Origin of the sequence: Streptomyces sp. NBC_01232, assembly GCF_035989885.1 — a bacterium.
Taxonomy (GTDB): Bacteria; Actinomycetota; Actinomycetes; order Streptomycetales; family Streptomycetaceae; genus Streptomyces.
The window spans coordinates 3,797,602-3,815,109 of record NZ_CP108518.1 but is presented as its reverse complement, the minus strand read 5'-3'; the positions used below and the strand labels follow the sequence as shown (position 1 = coordinate 3,815,109).

Sequence of the window (17,508 nt, the reverse complement as noted above, 5' to 3'; positions counted from 1 at the left end):
CCCGCACATGACGAACCTGACCTCCCTCCTCGTTGCCAACCGCGGCGAGATCGCCGTCCGGATCTTCCGCACCGCCCGCGCCCTGGGTCTGGCCACCGTCGCCGTCCACTCCGACCCGGACGCCGACGCCCTGCACGTCCGCGAAGCCGACGCGGCCGTACGGCTGCCCGGCGCCGCCCCCGCCGACACCTACCTGCGCGGCGACCTGGTCATCAAGGCCGCCCTCGCCGCGGGCGCCGACGCCGTCCACCCCGGCTACGGCTTCCTCTCCGAGAACGCCGGCTTCGCCCGTGAGGTCCTCGCCGCCGGCCTGACCTGGATCGGCCCGCCCCCCGAGGCCATCGAGGCCATGGCATCCAAGACCCGGGCCAAGGACCTGATGCGCGCCGCCGGAGTGCCGCTCCTCGACCCCGTCGACCCGGCCACCGCCACCCCCGCCGACCTGCCCCTGCTCCTCAAGGCCGCGGCCGGGGGCGGCGGCCGCGGAATGCGCGTGGTCCGCGACCTCGACCAGCTCAAGGAGGCCCTCGACGCGGCCTCCGCCGAGGCCCGCTCGGCCTTCGGCGACGGAGAGGTCTTCGCCGAGCCCTACGTGGAGCGCGGCCGCCACGTCGAGGTGCAGATCCTCGCCGACGCCCACGGCACCGTCTGGGCGCTGGGCACCCGCGACTGCTCCCTCCAGCGGCGCCACCAGAAGGTCATCGAGGAAGCCCCCGCACCGGGCCTCCCCGAGGGCCTGCGCACGACCCTCCACGCCGCCGCCGTGGCGGCCGCCCGCGCCGTCTCCTACCGGGGCGCGGGCACGGTCGAGTTCCTCGTCACCGCCGACGGACGCCCGTACTTCCTGGAGATGAACACCCGACTCCAGGTCGAACACCCCGTCACCGAAGCCGTCTTCGGCCTCGACCTCGTCGCCCTCCAGCTGCGCGTCGCCGAAGGCGCCGCCCTGCCCCTGTCGCCCCCGGAACCCACCGGACACGCCGTCGAGGCCCGCCTCTACGCCGAGGACCCCGCCCAGGACTGGCGCCCGCAGACCGGCGCCCTGCACACCCTCGCCATCCCCGGCGAGGTCCGCGTCGACACCGGCTTCACCGACGGGGACACCGTCGGCATCCACTACGACCCCATGCTCGCCAAGGTCGTCGCCCACGCCCCGACCCGCGCCGAGGCCGTCCGGGCCCTCGCCCACGCCCTCGCCGGAGCCCGCATCCACGGGCTCACCACCAACCGCGAGCTCCTCGTACGGTCCCTGCGGCACCCGGAGTTCGCCGCCGGGCAGCTCGACACCGGCTTCTACGAACGCCACCTCGACACCCTCACCAACGGCGCCCCGGACGCCACCGCGGCCGCCCTCGCCGCCGCCCTCGCCGAAGCCGCCCCCGCCCCGGACGCCCCCCTCGCCGCCCGCCTCGGCGGCTGGCGCAACGTCCGCTCCCAGCCGCAGACCCGCCGCTACACCACGGCCGGCACCGAGTACGAGGTCCAGTACCACCCGGTGAACCACCCCGGAATCCGGGTCCTGGCCGCGACCCCCGCCCTCGTCACCCTCGAAATCGAGGGCATCCGACGGGCGTTCCACGTGAAACACAAATCGAACGAGATCTACGTGGACTCCGCCCTCGGCGCCCACACCTTCACCCGCGTCCCCCGCTTCCCGGACCCCCAGGACCGCACGGAACCGGGCTCGCTGCTCGCCCCCATGCCCGGCACCGTCGTCCGCGTCGCCGAGGGCCTCGCCCCCGGCAGCCCCGTCACCGCAGGCCAGCCCCTGCTCTGGCTGGAGGCCATGAAGATGGAGCACCGCATCCTCGCTCCCGCCTCCGGCACGCTCACCGCGCTCCACGTCGCCACCGGCCAACAGGTGGAATTCGGCGCCCTGCTCGCCGTAGTCCAGGAGGAATCGCTGTCATGAGCCCCGCCACCAGCACCGAAGAGCACAAGGACCTGCGCTCCGCCGTCGCCGCCCTCGGGAAGCGCTACGGCCGCGAGTACCTCGCCCGCGTCGCCCGCGAGGGCGGCCACCCCGACGAGCTGTGGGCCGACGCCGCGAAGCTCGGCTACCTCGGGGTCAACCTCCCCGAGGAGTACGGCGGCGGAGGCGGCGGCATCGCCGAACTCTCCATCGTCCTCGAAGAACTGGGCGCCGCCGGCTGTCCGCTCCTCATGATGGTCGTCTCGCCCGCCATCTGCGGCACGGTCATCGCCCGCTTCGGCACGGAGGAGCAGAAGCAGACCTGGCTGCCCGGCCTCGCGGACGGCAGCCGCACCATGGCCTTCGGCATCACCGAACCCGACGCCGGATCCAACTCCCACCGGATCACCACCACGGCCCGCCGCGACGGCGACGACTGGATCCTCACCGGCCGCAAGGTCTTCATCTCCGGCGTCGACATCGCCGACGCCACCCTCATCGTCGGCCGCACCGAGGACGCCCGTACCGGCAGCCTCAAGCCGTGCCTGTTCATCGTCCCCCGCGACGCCCCCGGCTTCTCCCGCTCCGTCATCGAGATGGAACTCCAGGCGGCGGAGAAGCAGTTCGAACTGACCCTGGACGAGGTACGCCTGCCCTCCTCCGCCCTGGTGGGCGACGAGGACGCGGGCCTGCTCCAGCTGTTCGCCGGCCTCAACCCCGAACGGATCATGACCGCCGCCTTCGCCATCGGGATGGGCCGCCACGCCCTCGCCAAGGCCGTCGACTACGCGAAGACCCGCCAGGTGTGGAAGGAGCCCATCGGCGCGCACCAGGCCGTGGCCCACCCGCTGGCCCAGGCGCACATCGAACTGGAACTGGCCCGCCTGATGATGCAGAGGGCCGCCCAGCTGTACGACGCGGGCGACGACATGGGGGCGGGCGAGGCGGCGAACATGGCCAAGTACGCGGCGGGGGAGGCGTGCGTACGGGCGGTGGACCAGTCGGTCCACACCCTCGGCGGCAACGGCCTCACCCGCGAATACGGCCTGGCCGCCCTGATCACCGCCTCCCGCGTGGCCCGCATCGCCCCCGTCAGCCGCGAGATGATCCTCAACTTCATCTCCCACCAAACCCTGGGCCTCCCCAAGTCCTACTGACCCCCTGCGGAGTGCCCTGCGGGCTGCTCGGCGGTGTGCGGCTCGGGCCGCCCTTGCCTCGGGCCGCGCCTCAATCGCCGGCGGGACTGGGGTGTGCGGGGTTGTCGGCTGGCACGGTCGGAGTCCTGCCGTGGGGTGGGGACACGCAGGAGGGTCCCCGGAGGACGAGCGCGCGACCGCGGCCGCCTGTCCGTGACGGGCCCGCGTGCACCGAGCCGAGGAGACTCTCGTGCGGGGCACCGCCCCACACCACCCAGCCCCGCCGGCGTTTGAGGCGCCCCCCGGGCCGGACAGGCCCGAGCAGACGGGCACCGCCGCGCCCGCCCGCAGGGCAGAGGCGCCCCCCGGGCCGGGACAGCCCGCGCCGCACACGGTCGCCCACCCCGGGAGGGGACGGGCAGTCCACCCGGCAGGGGTGGCCCACGCCGCAGACCACCGCGCACGTACTCTCCCCGGAGGACCCGAACCAGGGCCGCCGGGGACAACCCCACCCGCACACCGCTCCGGAGGAGACATGGCCCCACTCGTGCACGCCGCCCAGGCGACCGGCATTGCCACGCTCACCCTGGACTCCCCGGCCAACCGCAACGCCCTCTCCGCCGCCCTCGTCACCGAGCTCCGCGTCGCCCTCGCCGCGGCGGCGGCGGACGGAGCCGTCCGGGCCGTCGTCCTCACCCACACCGGCAGTACCTTCTGCGCCGGGGCCGACCTCAAGTCGCCCTGCGATCCAGCCGACTTCGTGGCCCTGCTCCGCGAGACCGCCGAGCTGCCCAAGCCCGTCGTCGCCCGCGTCACCGGCCATGTCCGGGCCGGCGGCCTCGGCCTGCTCGGCGCCTGCGACATCGCCGCCGCCGGACCGAAGTCCTCGTACGCCTTCACCGAGACCCACCTGGGCCTCGCCCCTGCCGTGATCTCCATGCCCCTGCTGCCGCGCCTCGACCCCCGCGCCGCCGCCCGCTACTTCCTCACCGCCGAGGCCTTCGACGCGGCCGAGGCCGCCCGGATCGGCCTGCTCACCCTGCACGCCGAGGACGTGGACGCCGCGCTGGAGCCCGTACTCGCCGGCCTGCGCAAGGCCTCCCCGCAAGGTCTGGCCGCGACCAAGGCGCTGACGGCGGCCGCCGTACGAGAGGCACTCATCCGCGACGGCTCCCGTCTCACCGAGCTGTCCGCGGGACTCTTCGCCTCCGCCGAGGCCCGCGAGGGCATCACGGCCCGCTTCGAGCGCCGGGACCCGTCATGGGCACTGTGACCGGGTCCGGCCCCAAGCAGGCGCGCAGCCGCGTCACCCGCCGCCACCTCCTGGAGGCGGCCGTGTCCTGCCTGGCGGAGCACGGCTGGGCCGGTTCCACCGTCGCGGTCGTCGCCGAACGGGCAGGGGTCTCGCGCGGAGCGGCCCAGCACCACTTCCCGACCCGCGAGGACCTGTTCACCGCGGCCGTCGCCTACGTCGCCGAGGAGCGGTCCACGGCCCTGCGCGAGCTCTTCCACGCCGGTCCGGCCGCCCGCCCGGCCGTGGTGGAGGCGCTCGTGGACATGTACACGGGCGCACTGTTCCGGGCCGCGCTCCAGCTGTGGGTGGCCGCCTCCAACGAGGAGCAGCTGCGTCCCCAGGTCACCGAGCTGGAGGCCCGGGTCGGCCGCGAGACCCACCGCATCGCCGTCGAGCTGCTGGGTGCGGACGAGTCGGTGCCGGGCGTACGGGAGACCGTGCAGGGCCTGCTGGACATGGCCCGGGGCCTGGGCCTGGCCAATGTCCTGACCGACGACACGGCCCGCCGGTCCCGTGTGGTGGCCCAGTGGACCCGCATCCTCGACGCGTCCCTGGGCTGAACCGGCGGGAACGCGACGGGCGCCGCACCCCGGCACAGGGGTACGGCGCCCGGCACTACTGCGTACTACGCGGTCTCGGCGATGTCCGCGTAGCCCTCGATCTCCTGCGGGTTGCGCCGCCCCGGCCCGGTGTAGCGGGCCGACGGCCGCACCAGGCGGCCGGTGCGCTTCTGCTCCAGGATGTGCGCCGACCAGCCGGCGGTGCGGGCGCAGCTGAACATGGAGGTGAACATGTGCGCGGGGACCTCGGCGAAGTCCAGCATGATCGCCGCCCAGAACTCCACGTTGGTGGCGAGCACCCGGTCGGGACGGCGCGCGTGCAGTTCCTCCAGCGCGGCCTTCTCCAGCGCGGCGGCGACCTCGTAGCGCGGCGCGTCCAGCTCCTTGGCCGTGCGCCGCAGCACCCTGGCGCGCGGGTCCTCGGCGCGGTAGACGCGGTGCCCGAAGCCCATCAGCCGCTCGCCCTTGTCCAGGGCCTTCTTCACGTAGGCCACGGCGTCCCCGGTGCGCTCGATCTCCTCGATCATGCCGAGCACGCGGGAGGGCGCCCCGCCGTGCAGCGGCCCCGACATGGCGCCGACCGCGCCGGACAGCGCGGCGGCGACGTCCGCGCCGGTCGAGGCGATGACGCGCGCGGTGAAGGTGGAGGCGTTCATGCCGTGCTCGGCGGCGGAGGTCCAGTAGGCGTCGACGGCCTTGACGTGCCGCGGGTCCGGCTCGCCCCGCCAGCGGATCATGAACCGCTCGACGACGGACTCGGCCTTGTCGATCTCCCGCTGCGGCACCATGGGCAGGCCCTGGCCGCGGGCGGACTGGGCGACGTACGACAGTGCCATCACGGCCGCGCGCGCGAGGTCGTCACGGGCGGTCTGCGCGTCGATGTCCAGCAGCGGTTTCAGACCCCACACGGGGGCGAGCATCGCGAGCGCGGACTGGACGTCGACGCGGATGTCACCGGAGTGGACCGGAATGGGGAAGGGCTCGGCGGCCGGCAGGCCGGGGTTGAAAGCACCGTCGACCAGCAGGCCCCAGACGTTCCCGAAGGAGACGTGGCCGACGAGGTCTTCGATGTCGACGCCCCGGTAGCGGAGCGATCCGCCTTCCTTGTCGGGCTCGGCGATCTCCGTCTCGAACGCGACGACCCCTTCGAGCCCGGGTACGAAGTCGGACATCAGGCGGCTCCTCAGATAGTGCGAACACGCGCGGCTCCCGGCGTGACTCGCGGTCCGGCGCGGTCATCCCCGTTGATGCCCGGCACGGCCGTTGGTCACCCGCTCGGGGACCTTCGGACCGGCCCCAAGATTTTGGCCGCTCGACCCCGACTGCGGAAGCGTGACATACGGCACACCGTCACAGGTCCGGCTGCGGCAGGATGGCCAGCGTGACCGATCAGGACATTGACCCCGCCGTGATGCGCAAGCAGTACCGCTCGGAGATCGTCGACGAGGGGACTCTCGCCGAGAACCCGATGGACCAGTTCGCCCTCTGGTTCCAGCAGGCCGCCGACTCGCACCTCTTCGAACCGAACGCCATGGTCGTATCGACGGCCACTCCCGACGGACGTCCCAGCTCGCGGACGGTACTGCTGAAGCAGTTCGACGGCCGGGGCTTCGTCTTCTTCACCAACTACGCCTCCCGCAAGGGCCGCGAGCTGGCCGAGAACCCGCACGTCGGGCTGCTCTTCCCCTGGCACCCCATCGCCCGTCAGGTGATCGTCACCGGTACGGCGGCCCGGATCGGCCGCGACGAGACGGCCGCGTACTTCCGCTCGCGCCCGCACGGCTCCCAGCTGGGCGCCTGGGCGAGCGAGCAGTCCAGCGTGATCGGGTCCCGTGCGGAGCTGGACCGCCGCTACGCCGAGCTGGAGGCCCGCTACCCGGAGGGCGAGCAGGTGCCGGTCCCGCCGGAGTGGGGCGGCCTGCGCGTGGTCCCGGAATCGGTGGAGTTCTGGCAGGGCCACGAGAACCGCCTGCACGACCGCCTGCGCTACGTCCGGGACGGGGACGAGTGGCGCGTGGAGCGGCTCTGCCCGTAGGGGGTGTCCTGCCGATCGCGCCAAGCCCCCGGCAGCGCCGCGCCGGGTGGGACGGCAGCCGCCCGGGCGTGTTCACCCGCCGCGGTGGCGGCGAACGCAGGCGACCCGCGGGCTCGGGTCTCTCCCCTGCAGTGGGAGAGGCCGGCCGGACGTACCGGCGAGCCCGCGGGTCGGGTGACTGCTGTGGTTTGGCGCCTGGCGATCCCGCCGGGCACCGCACTGGGTGCGTGCGACGACGGGCGCTTAGCCCGCAGCCACCTCACGCGTCCGGTTTCCGTACATTTCGGGAACCACCTCCCTTCTCGTGTACGGCCGAGCCTAGGCACACGCCGCCCGGGCCACAACCTTTTATTTTCGCGGTCCGGCGCGGGCGGGGATGTTCCCGGCCCGGACCCGGGATCCGGGATCCGGGCGTCCCCCGCACCTTTCTCGCCCCCAATCCGCGGAAATAGGTGTGGGCTGGGTCACGTTCCAGTTGAATGATCTGACGTGCCGCACACGCGAACACCTGCAGGGGGTGCCAGGTGAGTGCTTACGGACGTGGTGAGACCGCCGACGATCTGCTCGCCGCGCTGCTGGACGGGATGGACGCCGCCCTGTGCGCGTTCGACTCCGACGGGGTGATCACCCACTGGAACCGTGAGGCCGAGCGGATCCTGGGCTGGACCGCCACCGAGGCCGTGGGACGCAAGGGCTTCGAGGGATGGGCGGTGCGGGCCGCCGACGCGCACGACGTCCAGGACCGGCTGATGGCCGCCCAGCACCTGCCCGGCCGGCAGGTGCACGAGTTCGCGCTGCTGACCAAGGACGGCGGGCGCGTCCTCGTACGGACCCAGTCCGCCGGAGTGCCGGGCTCGGACGGCAAACCCGCCGGCGTGTACTGCGCCTTCAGCGAGGTGCACGCGCAGATCGACCTCGAACGCTCCATCGCGCTGAGCGAGGCCCTGATGGAGGACGCCTCGTGGGGCGTCGTCCTGGTCGACGTCGACCTGCGGCCCGCCGTGGTCAACGCACACGCCGCACGCGCCTTCGGGACCGGCCGCACCGCCCTGCTCGGCCGCCCCCTCGGGGAACTGCTGACCCAGGGCGTCGAGGAGCTGGAGGGCGCACTCCAGCACGTGCTCGCCGAGGGCGCCCCGCCCGCGCCGGTGGAGCTGTGGGTCTCGGTGCGCACGCCCGAGGGGGTGCGGCGCAGGTGCTGGCGGTGCGGGTTCCTGCGGCTGGCCTCGCCGCTCGCGGAGGAGCCCGTACCCCTGGGCGTCGGCTGGCTGTTCCAGGACGTCACCGAGGCCCGTCAGGAGCAGCTGGACACCGCGCAGCTCAGGTTCCGCTCGCACCAGCTCCACCGGGCCGGGCGGGCCGCCGCCGAGTGCGAGGACCCGGCCGAGGCCGCTGCCGTACGCCTGGACTTCGCCCTCGCCGGCTTTGCCGAGCAGGCGCTGCTCGACGTACTGGACCCCACGGCCGACCCCGAGCGGCAGAGGCTCGTACGGTCCGCCGCGTCACCGCCGGTGCTGCCGGGCCCCGGGTCGATCCCCGTGCGGTACGTGGCCGGGCATCCGGCGCTGCAGGCGCTGGACCGGATCGGCTCGGTGCGCAGCAGCGCCCCCCGCGGGGAGGCGGACGCCCAGTGGGCGCAGGCCCGGCAATGGCCCGAGGGCTCGGCGCACGCGCTGTGCACGGTGCTGCGGAGCCGGGGGCGGACCCTGGGGGCGCTGACGTTCCTGCGCGGGCCCTCGCGGGTGGCCTTCGAGCGCGCGGACGCGGCGTACGCGGAGGAGGTCGCGGCCCGGGTCGCGGCCGACCTGGACCTGGCGGCGGGCCGCGACGACCCCGGCCCGGACGAGCACTAGTGGGCGCGGGCCGGGGCGGGCGGGCCGGGGCGGGAGGGGGCTCAGTGGCGGAAGAAGATCCGGTCGCCGTACTCCTGCATCACGCGGCCGTTCCACTCGTGGCCGCCGTCGACGTTGCCCGAGCGCAGCAGCGGGGGTTCCACCCCGCGGCCGGCGAGCTCGCCGGCCGCGGCCGCCATGACCGCCTGCATGATCGCGCTGGTCACGACGGTGGAGGCGGGAGCGAAGGGCGCGTCGATGCCGTCGATGCTCAGCTCGGCGTCGCCGATCGCGATCTTGCTGTCGAGGACGACGTCGCAGTGGTCCTTGAGGAAGGTGCCGGAGACGTGCCGCGACTTGGTTCCGGTCGCGTACGCCACCGAGGTCACACCGATGACCTTGAGGCCGATGGCGCGGGCGTTCATCGCCATCTCGACGGGCAGGGCGTTGCGCCCGGAGAGGGAGATGATCACGAGGACGTCGCCGTCGGAGGCGGGGCTGCTGTCCAGGACGGCGCCGGCCAGGCCGTCGACCCGCTCCAGGGCGCTGCCGAGGGTCGCCGGCATGACGTCGATGCCGGCGGTGCCGGGGACGGCGAGGAAGTTCATCAGGGCGAGGCCGCCGGCCCGGTAGACCACGTCCTGGGCCGGCAGCGAGGAGTGGCCGGCGCCGAAGGCGAAGAGCCGGTTGCCGGTGGCGACCGCGTCGGCGATGAGGGTGCCGGCCTCGGCGATGTGCGGGGCCTCCTCGTCCCGTACCCGCTCCAGCAGACCGATGGCGGCATCGAAGAACTGACCGGCCAGCTTGCTCTCGCTCATACGCCGAGGGCCCTTCCAGGGGTGGGGGAGCGTCCGTGTCCGCCGCTCACCGTGCGGTCTGGACCAAGGGCGTGTCAATACGAACGTCAATCCCGGTCCGAAAGGTCTGGTCGCGGGCCCGGGCGAGGCCGGGCGATCTTGTCGCGGATGTCCGGGAGATGTCCGGGAGCGCTCTTGACCCCCGGTACGGGACGGTTGTCGGCCCGATGCGTCAGAATTGGGGGCAGGGCCAGCGCACGCAATCCGAGGGGCACGAATGTCCGGACTGATCGATACCACGGAGATGTATCTCCGCACCATCCTCGAGCTGGAAGAGGAAGGCGTGGTCCCCATGCGCGCCCGTATCGCCGAGCGGCTCGACCAGAGCGGCCCGACGGTGAGCCAGACAGTGGCGCGCATGGAGCGGGACGGCCTGGTGGCCGTCGCCAGCGACCGGCACCTCGAGCTGACGGAGGAGGGGCGCCGACTGGCCACGCGTGTCATGCGCAAGCACCGGCTCGCGGAGTGCCTGCTCGTCGATGTCATCGGCCTGGAGTGGGAGCAGGTGCACGCGGAGGCCTGTCGCTGGGAGCACGTGATGAGCGAGGCGGTGGAGCGGCGGGTGCTGGAGCTCCTGCGTCACCCGACCGAGTCGCCGTACGGGAACCCGATCCCGGGTCTGGAGGAGCTGGGTGAGAAGGCCGAGGCGGACCCGTTCCTCGAGGACGGAATGGTCAGCCTGTCGGAGCTCGACCCGGGCACCGAGGGCAAGACCGTGGTCGTCCGCCGGATCGGCGAGCCGATCCAGACGGACGCCCAGCTGATGTATACGCTCCGGCGGGCGGGCGTACAGCCCGGCTCGGTGGTGAGCGTGACCGAATCCCCGGGCGGCGTACTCGTCGGCAGTGGCGGCGAGGCCGCCGAGCTGGACGTGGAGGTCGCCTCTCACGTGTTCGTCGCGAAGCGCTGAGCTCGGTGCGCCGGCCTTGGTGCCGGCGCGGATCCGTCCGGTGGACTCGTCCGCTCGGGCCGGGACCCGAAGGGTCCTGACCCGTACGGACGATCAGTTTGTGGTGCGGGCGGTCCCGGCGCCTTTCGGCGCCGGGACCGATCCTCCCCTTGTGACCTGGAGCCCCGAGCTCTCAAGGTCGTCCCCTCGGACCGTCTTCCCCGAGCGGCCCGCCTCCCTGTTGAAAGGATCTCCATCGGCAGCGGCGGCCAATCCTTGAGCAAGGTCACTCGAAAGAGCGGTGTTGTGGGCGAGAAACCCGTTTTCGAATACGGGTTCGATAGTCTGGCGGGGAGCGAAGGGGGTGCATCTGCGGTGGTACAGCGCGTCGATGTGACAGGAGCCGAAGGCGTCCGCCTTGCCGCCTGGGAGTTCCGCGAAGCAGAGCCCGAGCCCGATGCCCGCCCCGGGGTCCTGTTACTGCACGGCCTGATGGGCCGCGCCTTCCACTGGGCCGGAACTGCCCGCTGGCTCCGCGAGCGCCGTCGCGTCGTGGCCCTGGACCAGCGCGGACACGGCCAGAGCGCCCGCCCGCCCGCCGCCCCCGACGGCACCCCCACCTCCCTGGGCCGCGAGGCTTTCGTGGCCGACGCGGAAGCGGTCGTGGAGCAGCTCGGTCTCGCCCCCGTGACCCTGATCGGCCACTCCATGGGCGCCCTCACCGCCTGGCAGCTCGCGGCCCGCCGCCCGGACCTGGTCGAGGCCCTGGTCATCTGCGACATGCGCGCCTCCGCTCTCGGCGCCGCCTCCCAGCAGGAATGGGAGGAGTGGTTCCACCACTGGCCCCTGCCCTTCCCCACCCAGGACGCGGCCCGCCGATGGTTCGGCGAGGACGACCCCCGGGTGGAACGCCCCGACCCCGGCCGCGGCGCCTTCTTCGCCGAGGTCATGCACGAGGCGTCGGACGGCTGGCGCCCGGTCTTCTCCCGCCGCCAGATGCTGACGGCCCGCGAGACCTGGGTCCACGACGCCCACTGGGAGGAGCTCGCCCAGGTCCGCTGCCCGACCCTGGTGGTCCGCGGCCTCGACGGCGAACTGGGCCGCGCCGAGGCCCAGGAGATGGTCCGCGTCCTCCCCGCCGGCCAGTACGCGGAAATCCCCGACGCGGGTCACTACCTCCACTACGACCATCCCACGGCCTGGCGGGCGGCCGTGGAACCCTTCCTCGACGGCATCAAGGCCGAAGCCCCCTGACGAGCCCGGCCCCGGGGCCTGTTGTCCCCCCGGACAACGAGCCCCGGGCCAACGGGCATCGGGCCCCGGGGCCCGGCCCGGGGCCCGCTCGGCATGGCGCTCGGGTCCGTGTCAGCGATCTGTCGGCGGGGTGTCCGGGCGCTGTCAGGGGGCGGCTTCATGGTGACGGCGTCGCCAGGCAAGCACCGAGAAACGAGGACCCCGATGAAAGCCGTCGCCGCCCTGCAGCTCCTGATCGCCGTCGCCTTCCTGAGCATCCCCGTCGTCCGCAGCCGCTACGGCGCCCGCGCCCAGGCCGCCGTCGAGGCCGAGTTGGGGCGACAGGGGGTCCGTACGACGGTCGTCCGTGACCGCCGCCTTCGCCCGGTCCGGCGACGCCGAACTGCAGCGCATCGACGTCAGGTCCATGCTCCGCGCCGCCGAGGACGGCTTCCCCGACTGGGTGATGCCCGGTCTGCAGAACCTCCGCCACGTCATCGTCTTCGCGGGCTCGATCGCCGTACTGGCCCTGCTCGCCGCCCGCTGACGCAGGTGGGGTCGCCCGGCGGCGGACCGACGCGAACGGGCCGGCCTCCGCTCCCGCAGGGGAGAGGAGGCCGGCCCGCTTCCGTCGTGGTCCGAGGTCAGCCCTTGCTGACCGCCCACAGGATCTCCGGGAGCTTGCGCGCCACCGTCGGCGCTGAGAGCCGCAGGCCCGCCCACGTGGCCAGGGCGCCCCAGGCCGTTCCCAGCGGCAGGACGATCCACGAGATGCCCTGGTGTTCGCCCGTGTTGAGCAGGATCGTGAGGACGATCACCGGGGCCGCGATCACGGCCGAGACCAGCAGTCCGCCCATGAGGCCCGCCCAGGCGAGCCCGCCCTGCCCCGGGGCGACGCTCTTGAAGGCGCCGTCCGAGGGAATGGAGTACGGGTACCGGGCCGAGGCCAGCGCCCCCGTGCAGATCATCGCGCCCAGCAGGGCCAGGGCCAGGCCAGTGGCCGCGAAGAACTTGGACCAGTCGCCGAGCACGGCGGCCGTGGTCGCCGTGACGACCACCGTGTACGGGACCATGACCAGGGCCAGTGCGGCGGCCCGGGCGCGCAGTTCCACGTACGCGTCGCGCGTGGTGGAGATGGTCTGCGCGACCATCCAGAACGCCGAGGTGTCCTGCCCGAACTGGTTGTACATCTGGATGCCGAGCATGCCCGCGCCGAAGCAGCCGAGGTAGACCGATCCCGTGCCCTGCAGGGCGTTGAAGACGGGCACGATCAGGCCGAACGCCAGTGCGCTCACCCAGGCGGCCTTGGTCTTCGGGTCGCGTACGACGTAGCGCAGCGTGCGCTGCATGGCCGCGCCGGTCCGGCCCGCGGGCAGCAGGGCCCAGAGCCCGCCCTCGGTGCGGTCCTTCGCCGGCCGGGAGGCCGCGATCGTCGAGCCGTCCGGGGCGACCATCAGCTTCGTCAGGCTCCGCTCCCACGACCACAGGAGGGCGGCCACGGCGGCCAGGGTCAGCGCCAGCTGGGCGGCGGCCACCCCGTACGCGCCGTCGCTCACGGAGTCCACCATGCCGACGGCGGTCGCCGGCGGCAGCCAGCGCACCACGGCCTCGGCGGGCTCCAGCGTGGCCAGACCGCCCGCCTCGAACAGGCGCTGACTGGCGAAGTTGGCCAGCTGCGCGCCCAGTGCGATGACCAGGCCGCTCAGCAGGGCCAGGTCGCGCCCCTTGCGGCTGGTCAGCAGCTGGATGTTGGCCGTGGCCACCGCCCGTGCGAGGGTCACGCAGCCGAGTACGAGCAGGGGCGCGGCCACCACCGCGGCCAGCGCCCCGGCGGCGCCGCGCGCCACGGCCACGACCGAGCCGACGGCCAGGCACAGCGTGAACAGCGGCCCGATGCCGACCAGCGAGGAGGCGAGGAGCGCCCGTACGAGGGGACGCGGGCGCAGCGGCAGCATCACCAGCCGACTCGGGTCGAGCGTCTCGTCCCCGGCGGAGAAGAACAGCGGCACGAAGGCCCAGCCGAGGGCGAGGATCGCGGCCAGCAGGACGACGACCGTGTCCGCGCGGGCGTGCCCGTGCAGCAGGGCCAGGCCGAGCGTGATGAAGAAGCCGACGACCAGTGCGAAGGCGAGCGACGAGAAGTAGGCGGCCTTGCGCTTCGAGGAGCCCTTCAGGCCGTTGCGCAGCAGCGACAGCTTGAGCCGGACGAAGATCGGGGTCAGCGGGACCGATGCGACGGAAGAGGCCCCGGAGGTTCCGGTGGACCCGGTGGTGACGGCGGCCACCACGGCCGGGCCGGCGGCAGGACTGGCGGGCGAGGTCATCGCGATCCCGCCCCGGCACCGCCACCGAGCCACTCCAGCGAGTCCCCGGCCGCGTCGCGCCCGTGCGCGCCGACCAGTTCGAGGAAGGCGGCCTGCAGGGAGGGCGCGGAGCCCCGTACCTCGGTCAGCGGGCCCGCGGCGCGGATCCGCCCGGCGGCCATCACGGCCACCCAGTCGCACAGCGACTCGACGAGCTCCATCACGTGGGAGGAGAAGATGACCGTGGCACCGGAGGCCGTGTACCGCTCCAGCACCCCGCGGATGGTCTGTGCGGACACCGGGTCGACGCCCTCGAACGGCTCGTCCAGGAAGAGCACTTCCGGGTTGTGCAGCAGGGCGGCGGCCAGGCCGATCTTCTTGCGCATACCGGTCGAGTAGTCCACGACCAGCTTGTGCTGCGAGCCCGCGAGGTCGAGGACCTCCAGCAGCTGCGTCGCCCGCTTGTCGGTCTCCTCGCCCGGCAGCCCGCGCAGGCGGCCCATGTAGCCGAGCAGTTCGCGCCCCGACAGCCGCTCGAAGAGGCGCAGGCCCTCGGGCAGTACGCCGATCCGCGCCTTCACCTCGGCCGGGTCCGCCCACACGTCGTGTCCCGCGACGTGGACGCGCCCCATGTCGGGGCGCAGCAGGCCGGTCACCATCGACAGCGTCGTCGTCTTGCCCGCGCCGTTCGGGCCCACCAGGCCGATGAACTGGCCCGCGGGCAGCTCCAGATCGATCCCGGCGACGGCGACCTGGTCGCCGAACCGCTTCCACAGACCTTCCACCCGCACGGCGGGCGGCGCGGATCGCGCGCCACCCGTGCCGTACGTCCCACCCGTCGCATCGCCCTGGTCCGGCATGCGCCTGCCTCTCATTACGTCCCCGTTGGTCGTTCCTTCTTCACCATAGGAGGAGGGGGAGAGGCTTGAGCAGTTACTTATGTCATCAGTTTTCGCCCTGATTTCGCAGGTCCGGCGGGCGGATTCCGGGGAGCGCGTTCCGGGGGCGCGTTCCGGTGTCGGTCAGCCCTGGCGGCGCTTGCGTTCCGCCGCGGCCTCGCTCCCGCACGCGTACGCGAGCGCGTCGATGAGCTCCTCGGTGTCCGGCAGCCACCGGTTGGCGGGCGTGGGCCGCCGCGCCCACTGGACCGAGCCCCGGCCGCCGAAGCGGGTGGGCGGCGCCGCCACGTACTCGCCCTCGCCGCGCGCGACCAGGTCGATCGTGGCCGCCGGCCAGCCCAGCTTGCGCACCAGGTCGGGCACCTTGACACCGGCTCCCGGCAGGACGAAGAACAGCATCCGGTGGTCGGGGGTGAGGGTGACCGGGCCGAGGGTGCGCTCCATCCGCTCCAGCCGTGCCAGCGCGAGGAATCCGGCCGATTCGGGTACGTCCAGCGCGTCGAACGTCCGGCCGGTCGGCAGCAGGATCGAGGCCTGCGGATGCTTCGCCCAGATCCTGCGGACCTGCACCGCGCTGCCGGTGGCCTGCGCCGCCCAGTCCTTCACCGCCGGGTGCGCGCCGGGCGCCGGGCACTCCGCCGCCCCGCAGGAGCACAGCTCGCGGCCGTCCCCGGGCTCCAACCAGGTGCCGGCGAAGACATCCCAGTGCCGTTCTTCCGCGTACCGCACGGCATGGTCCAGCAGCTGCTCGCCGCGCTGCTTGGGGATGGGTGCGGTCTCCGTGACTCCGATGGTCTCTTCCACGCCCATCACAACTCCCCGGGTCACCCGGGGTTACGGGCGTAAACCATGCGGCGGGCGGAGCATCGATCCTGCATACGGGGCGCACTGGTGCACGCGTGGGGGCGCGTAGGAGGCCGGGGCGCCGGAGTTGGGTAGCGACACGACGCAGAGCGGAAGATTCTCCGCACATCAGGCGGGAAGTGATCATTCCAACGGATCACCCGCGGTCAGCAGGGGGTTTTCATGGCAGCCAGGCCTCTCGTCGCCCGCCAGCCGAACGAACGGCTGCAGGCGCTCATCCAGGAAGCCGGGTGCTCCAACGCCGGGCTCGCCCGGCGCGTGAACATGTGCGGGGCCGAACACGGCCTCGATCTCCGCTACGACAAGACCTCCGTGGCGCGGTGGCTGCGCGGCCAGCAGCCGCGCGGCCGGGCTCCCGGAATCATCGCCGAGGCGCTCGGGCGCAAGCTCGGCCGGACCGTCACCATCGACGAGATCGGCATGGCCAACGGCAAGAACCTCGCCTCCGGCGTCGGCCTGCAGTTCTCCCCGACCGTCATCGGCGCGATCGAGCAGGTCTGCGAGCTGTGGCGCAGCGACGTGGGCCGCCGCGACTTCCTGGCGGGCTCCAGCGTGGCCGCGTCCGCGCTCGTGGAGCCGAGCCGGGACTGGCTGATCACGGGGGCCGACACCCAGGTCGCCCGCAGCGGCGGCTCGCGGGTCGGCATGCCCGACGTCGAGGCGGTCCGCGCGACCACCGAGGCCCTCAAGGACCTCGACCACCGCTTCGGCAGCGGGCACGTCCGGCCGGTGGTCGTGCACTACCTCAACTCGGTGGTGTCCGGGCTGATCGGCGGCTCGTACCGGGAACCCGTCGGGCGAGCCCTGTTCGCGGCCGTGGCCCGGCTGACCGAGCTCGCCGGCTACATGGCGGTGGACACGGGCCAGCCGGGCCTGGCCCAGCGCTACTACATCCAGGCGCTGCGCCTCGCCCAGGCCGCGGGCGACCGGGCGTACGGGGGCTACGTGCTCGCGGCGTCCATGAGCCACCTCGCCGCCGAACTGGGCAACCCGCGGGAGATCGCGCAGCTGGCCCGCGCCGCCCAGGAGGGCACGCGGGGGCAGGTCACCCCGCGGGTCGAGGCGATGTTCTACGCGGCCGAGGCGCGCGGGCACGCGCTGCTCGGGGACACCCGGGCGACGGCCGTGCTGTCCGGGCGGGCGGTGAGCGCGCTGGAACGGGCGGAGCCGGAGTCGGGCGACGACCCGGTGTGGATCCGCCACTTCGACGCGGCGTACCTCGCGGACGAGCTGGCGCACTGTCACCGCGACCTGGGGCAGGCGGACGCGGCGGCGCGGCGGGCGGAGGAGGCCCTGCGGGGCCTCCCGGCGGACAAGGCGCGCCGCCGGGCCATCGGGCTCCTGCTGCTGGCGGCGGCGCAGGTCCAGCAGCGGGAGGTGGAACAGGCCTGCCAGACGGCGACGAGGGCCGCGGAACTCCTGGAGGGGCTCCGCTCGAACCGGGGGGTGGAGTACCTGGAGGACTTCCGGGCGAGGCTGGATCCGTACCGGGAGGAGGCGGCGGTACGCGAGTTCGCGGCGCGGCTGGAGGTGACGGCGTAGGGGGCGTCTTGCCGATCACGCCAGGCTGATCGGCAAGACACCCCCCGGGCCCGGCACGGCGGGCGCCTGCGGGCCGGCGGGGCCGGACGGGCTTCGGGGCGGGCTCACTGCGGCGGTGCGTGACGGGGTAGCGTGGGCCGACGGTTCCGTAG

The 17,508-nt window shown here is 73.4% G+C and carries 15 protein-coding genes; 10 read left to right on the top strand and 5 right to left on the bottom strand.

The annotated features are described in order from the left end of the window. Positions 1 to 7 precede the first annotated feature (7 nt). The 4 genes from OG444_RS17485 (at position 8) to OG444_RS17470 (ending at position 4,902) form a co-directional block, all read left to right on the top strand. The gene (locus OG444_RS17485) at positions 8 to 1,912 is read left to right on the top strand and encodes an acetyl/propionyl/methylcrotonyl-CoA carboxylase subunit alpha (protein WP_327263070.1); all 1,905 of its coding nucleotides are present in this window, start codon (positions 8 to 10) and stop codon (positions 1,910 to 1,912) included. Beyond that, positions 1,909 to 3,069: an acyl-CoA dehydrogenase family protein gene (locus OG444_RS17480; protein WP_327263069.1), complete on the top strand. Its 1,161-nt coding sequence runs from the start codon at positions 1,909 to 1,911 to the stop codon at positions 3,067 to 3,069. The genes OG444_RS17485 and OG444_RS17480 overlap by 4 nt, the downstream gene beginning before the upstream one ends. A 514-nt stretch (positions 3,070 to 3,583) precedes the next feature. Beyond that, positions 3,584 to 4,321 (top strand): enoyl-CoA hydratase family protein, encoded by a 738-nt coding sequence (locus OG444_RS17475; RefSeq protein WP_327263068.1) that lies wholly within the window; start codon positions 3,584 to 3,586, stop codon positions 4,319 to 4,321. Further along, complete coding sequence (locus tag OG444_RS17470) at positions 4,309 to 4,902, top strand: TetR/AcrR family transcriptional regulator (protein WP_327263067.1); 594 nt, start codon at positions 4,309 to 4,311, stop codon at positions 4,900 to 4,902. Before OG444_RS17475 ends, OG444_RS17470 begins: the two co-directional genes overlap by 13 nt. Before the next feature lie 65 nt (positions 4,903 to 4,967). Here the strand turns inward: OG444_RS17470 and OG444_RS17465 are convergent, their stop codons facing one another. Next, on the bottom strand, positions 4,968 to 6,074 hold the full coding sequence (locus tag OG444_RS17465) for a citrate synthase 2 (RefSeq protein ID WP_327263066.1): 1,107 nt from the start codon (positions 6,072 to 6,074) through the stop codon (positions 4,968 to 4,970). A gap of 200 nt (positions 6,075 to 6,274) precedes the next feature. On the opposite strand from OG444_RS17465, the gene pdxH reads away from it, so the two are divergent. Both pdxH and OG444_RS17455 read left to right on the top strand, forming a co-directional pair. Next, positions 6,275 to 6,937, top strand: a complete 663-nt coding sequence (gene pdxH, locus OG444_RS17460) for a pyridoxamine 5'-phosphate oxidase (RefSeq protein WP_327263065.1) — start codon at positions 6,275 to 6,277, stop codon at positions 6,935 to 6,937. Between the two features lie 524 nt (positions 6,938 to 7,461). Continuing rightward, positions 7,462 to 8,790 carry a PAS domain-containing protein gene (locus OG444_RS17455; RefSeq protein WP_327263064.1) on the top strand — a complete coding sequence of 443 codons (1,329 nt, stop codon included), beginning with the start codon at positions 7,462 to 7,464 and terminating at the stop codon, positions 8,788 to 8,790. Positions 8,791 to 8,831: 41 nt separating this feature from the next. Here OG444_RS17455 and OG444_RS17450 read toward each other — a convergent pair whose 3' ends face one another. Then, positions 8,832 to 9,587, bottom strand: coding sequence for an SIS domain-containing protein (locus tag OG444_RS17450; protein WP_327263063.1), 756 nt, complete (start codon positions 9,585 to 9,587; stop codon positions 8,832 to 8,834). A gap of 256 nt (positions 9,588 to 9,843) precedes the next feature. On the opposite strand from OG444_RS17450, the gene OG444_RS17445 reads away from it, so the two are divergent. From OG444_RS17445 to OG444_RS17435, 3 genes are all read left to right on the top strand, one after another. Continuing rightward, on the top strand, positions 9,844 to 10,536 hold the full coding sequence (locus OG444_RS17445) for a metal-dependent transcriptional regulator (RefSeq protein WP_030390665.1): 693 nt from the start codon (positions 9,844 to 9,846) through the stop codon (positions 10,534 to 10,536). Between the two features lie 354 nt (positions 10,537 to 10,890). Next, complete coding sequence (locus OG444_RS17440) at positions 10,891 to 11,769, top strand: alpha/beta fold hydrolase (protein WP_327263062.1); 879 nt, start codon at positions 10,891 to 10,893, stop codon at positions 11,767 to 11,769. A 346-nt stretch (positions 11,770 to 12,115) separates the two neighbouring features. Continuing rightward, entirely contained in the window at positions 12,116 to 12,295 is a 180-nt protein-coding gene (locus OG444_RS17435) for a hypothetical protein (protein WP_327263061.1), read from the top strand. 97 nt (positions 12,296 to 12,392) lie between these two features. Here OG444_RS17435 and OG444_RS17430 read toward each other — a convergent pair whose 3' ends face one another. From OG444_RS17430 to OG444_RS17420, 3 genes are all read right to left on the bottom strand, one after another. Continuing rightward, entirely contained in the window at positions 12,393 to 14,072 is a 1,680-nt protein-coding gene (locus OG444_RS17430; RefSeq protein WP_327263060.1) for a transporter, read from the bottom strand. Further along, complete coding sequence (locus OG444_RS17425; RefSeq protein ID WP_327263059.1) at positions 14,069 to 14,911, bottom strand: ABC transporter ATP-binding protein; 843 nt, start codon at positions 14,909 to 14,911, stop codon at positions 14,069 to 14,071. Before OG444_RS17425 ends, OG444_RS17430 begins: the two co-directional genes overlap by 4 nt. 162 nt (positions 14,912 to 15,073) lie before the next feature. Next, positions 15,074 to 15,754, bottom strand: a complete 681-nt coding sequence (locus tag OG444_RS17420) for a bifunctional DNA primase/polymerase (protein WP_327266825.1) — start codon at positions 15,752 to 15,754, stop codon at positions 15,074 to 15,076. A gap of 222 nt (positions 15,755 to 15,976) precedes the next feature. On the opposite strand from OG444_RS17420, the gene OG444_RS17415 reads away from it, so the two are divergent. Beyond that, positions 15,977 to 17,356 carry a transcriptional regulator gene (locus tag OG444_RS17415; RefSeq protein ID WP_327263058.1) on the top strand — a complete coding sequence of 460 codons (1,380 nt, stop codon included), beginning with the start codon at positions 15,977 to 15,979 and terminating at the stop codon, positions 17,354 to 17,356. Positions 17,357 to 17,508 lie beyond the last annotated feature (152 nt).

Bases quoted from the DNA above. Each gene is read 5' to 3' on its own strand.
- OG444_RS17465 (WP_327263066.1), bottom strand. From the start codon at position 6,074: ATGTCCGACTTCGTACCCGGGCTCGAAGGGGTCGTCGCGTTCGAGACG.
- OG444_RS17450 (WP_327263063.1), bottom strand. From the start codon at position 9,587: ATGAGCGAGAGCAAGCTGGCCGGTCAGTTCTTCGATGCCGCCATCGGT.
- OG444_RS17430 (WP_327263060.1), bottom strand. From the start codon at position 14,072: ATGACCTCGCCCGCCAGTCCTGCCGCCGGCCCGGCCGTGGTGGCCGCC.
- OG444_RS17470 (WP_327263067.1), top strand. From the start codon at position 4,309: ATGGGCACTGTGACCGGGTCCGGCCCCAAGCAGGCGCGCAGCCGCGTC.
- OG444_RS17445 (WP_030390665.1), top strand. From the start codon at position 9,844: ATGTCCGGACTGATCGATACCACGGAGATGTATCTCCGCACCATCCTC.
- OG444_RS17480 (WP_327263069.1), top strand. From the start codon at position 1,909: ATGAGCCCCGCCACCAGCACCGAAGAGCACAAGGACCTGCGCTCCGCC.
- OG444_RS17485 (WP_327263070.1), top strand. From the start codon at position 8: ATGACGAACCTGACCTCCCTCCTCGTTGCCAACCGCGGCGAGATCGCC.
- pdxH (WP_327263065.1), top strand. From the start codon at position 6,275: ATGGCCAGCGTGACCGATCAGGACATTGACCCCGCCGTGATGCGCAAG.
- OG444_RS17475 (WP_327263068.1), top strand. From the start codon at position 3,584: ATGGCCCCACTCGTGCACGCCGCCCAGGCGACCGGCATTGCCACGCTC.
- OG444_RS17415 (WP_327263058.1), top strand. From the start codon at position 15,977: ATGGCAGCCAGGCCTCTCGTCGCCCGCCAGCCGAACGAACGGCTGCAG.
- OG444_RS17425 (WP_327263059.1), bottom strand. From the start codon at position 14,911: ATGCCGGACCAGGGCGATGCGACGGGTGGGACGTACGGCACGGGTGGC.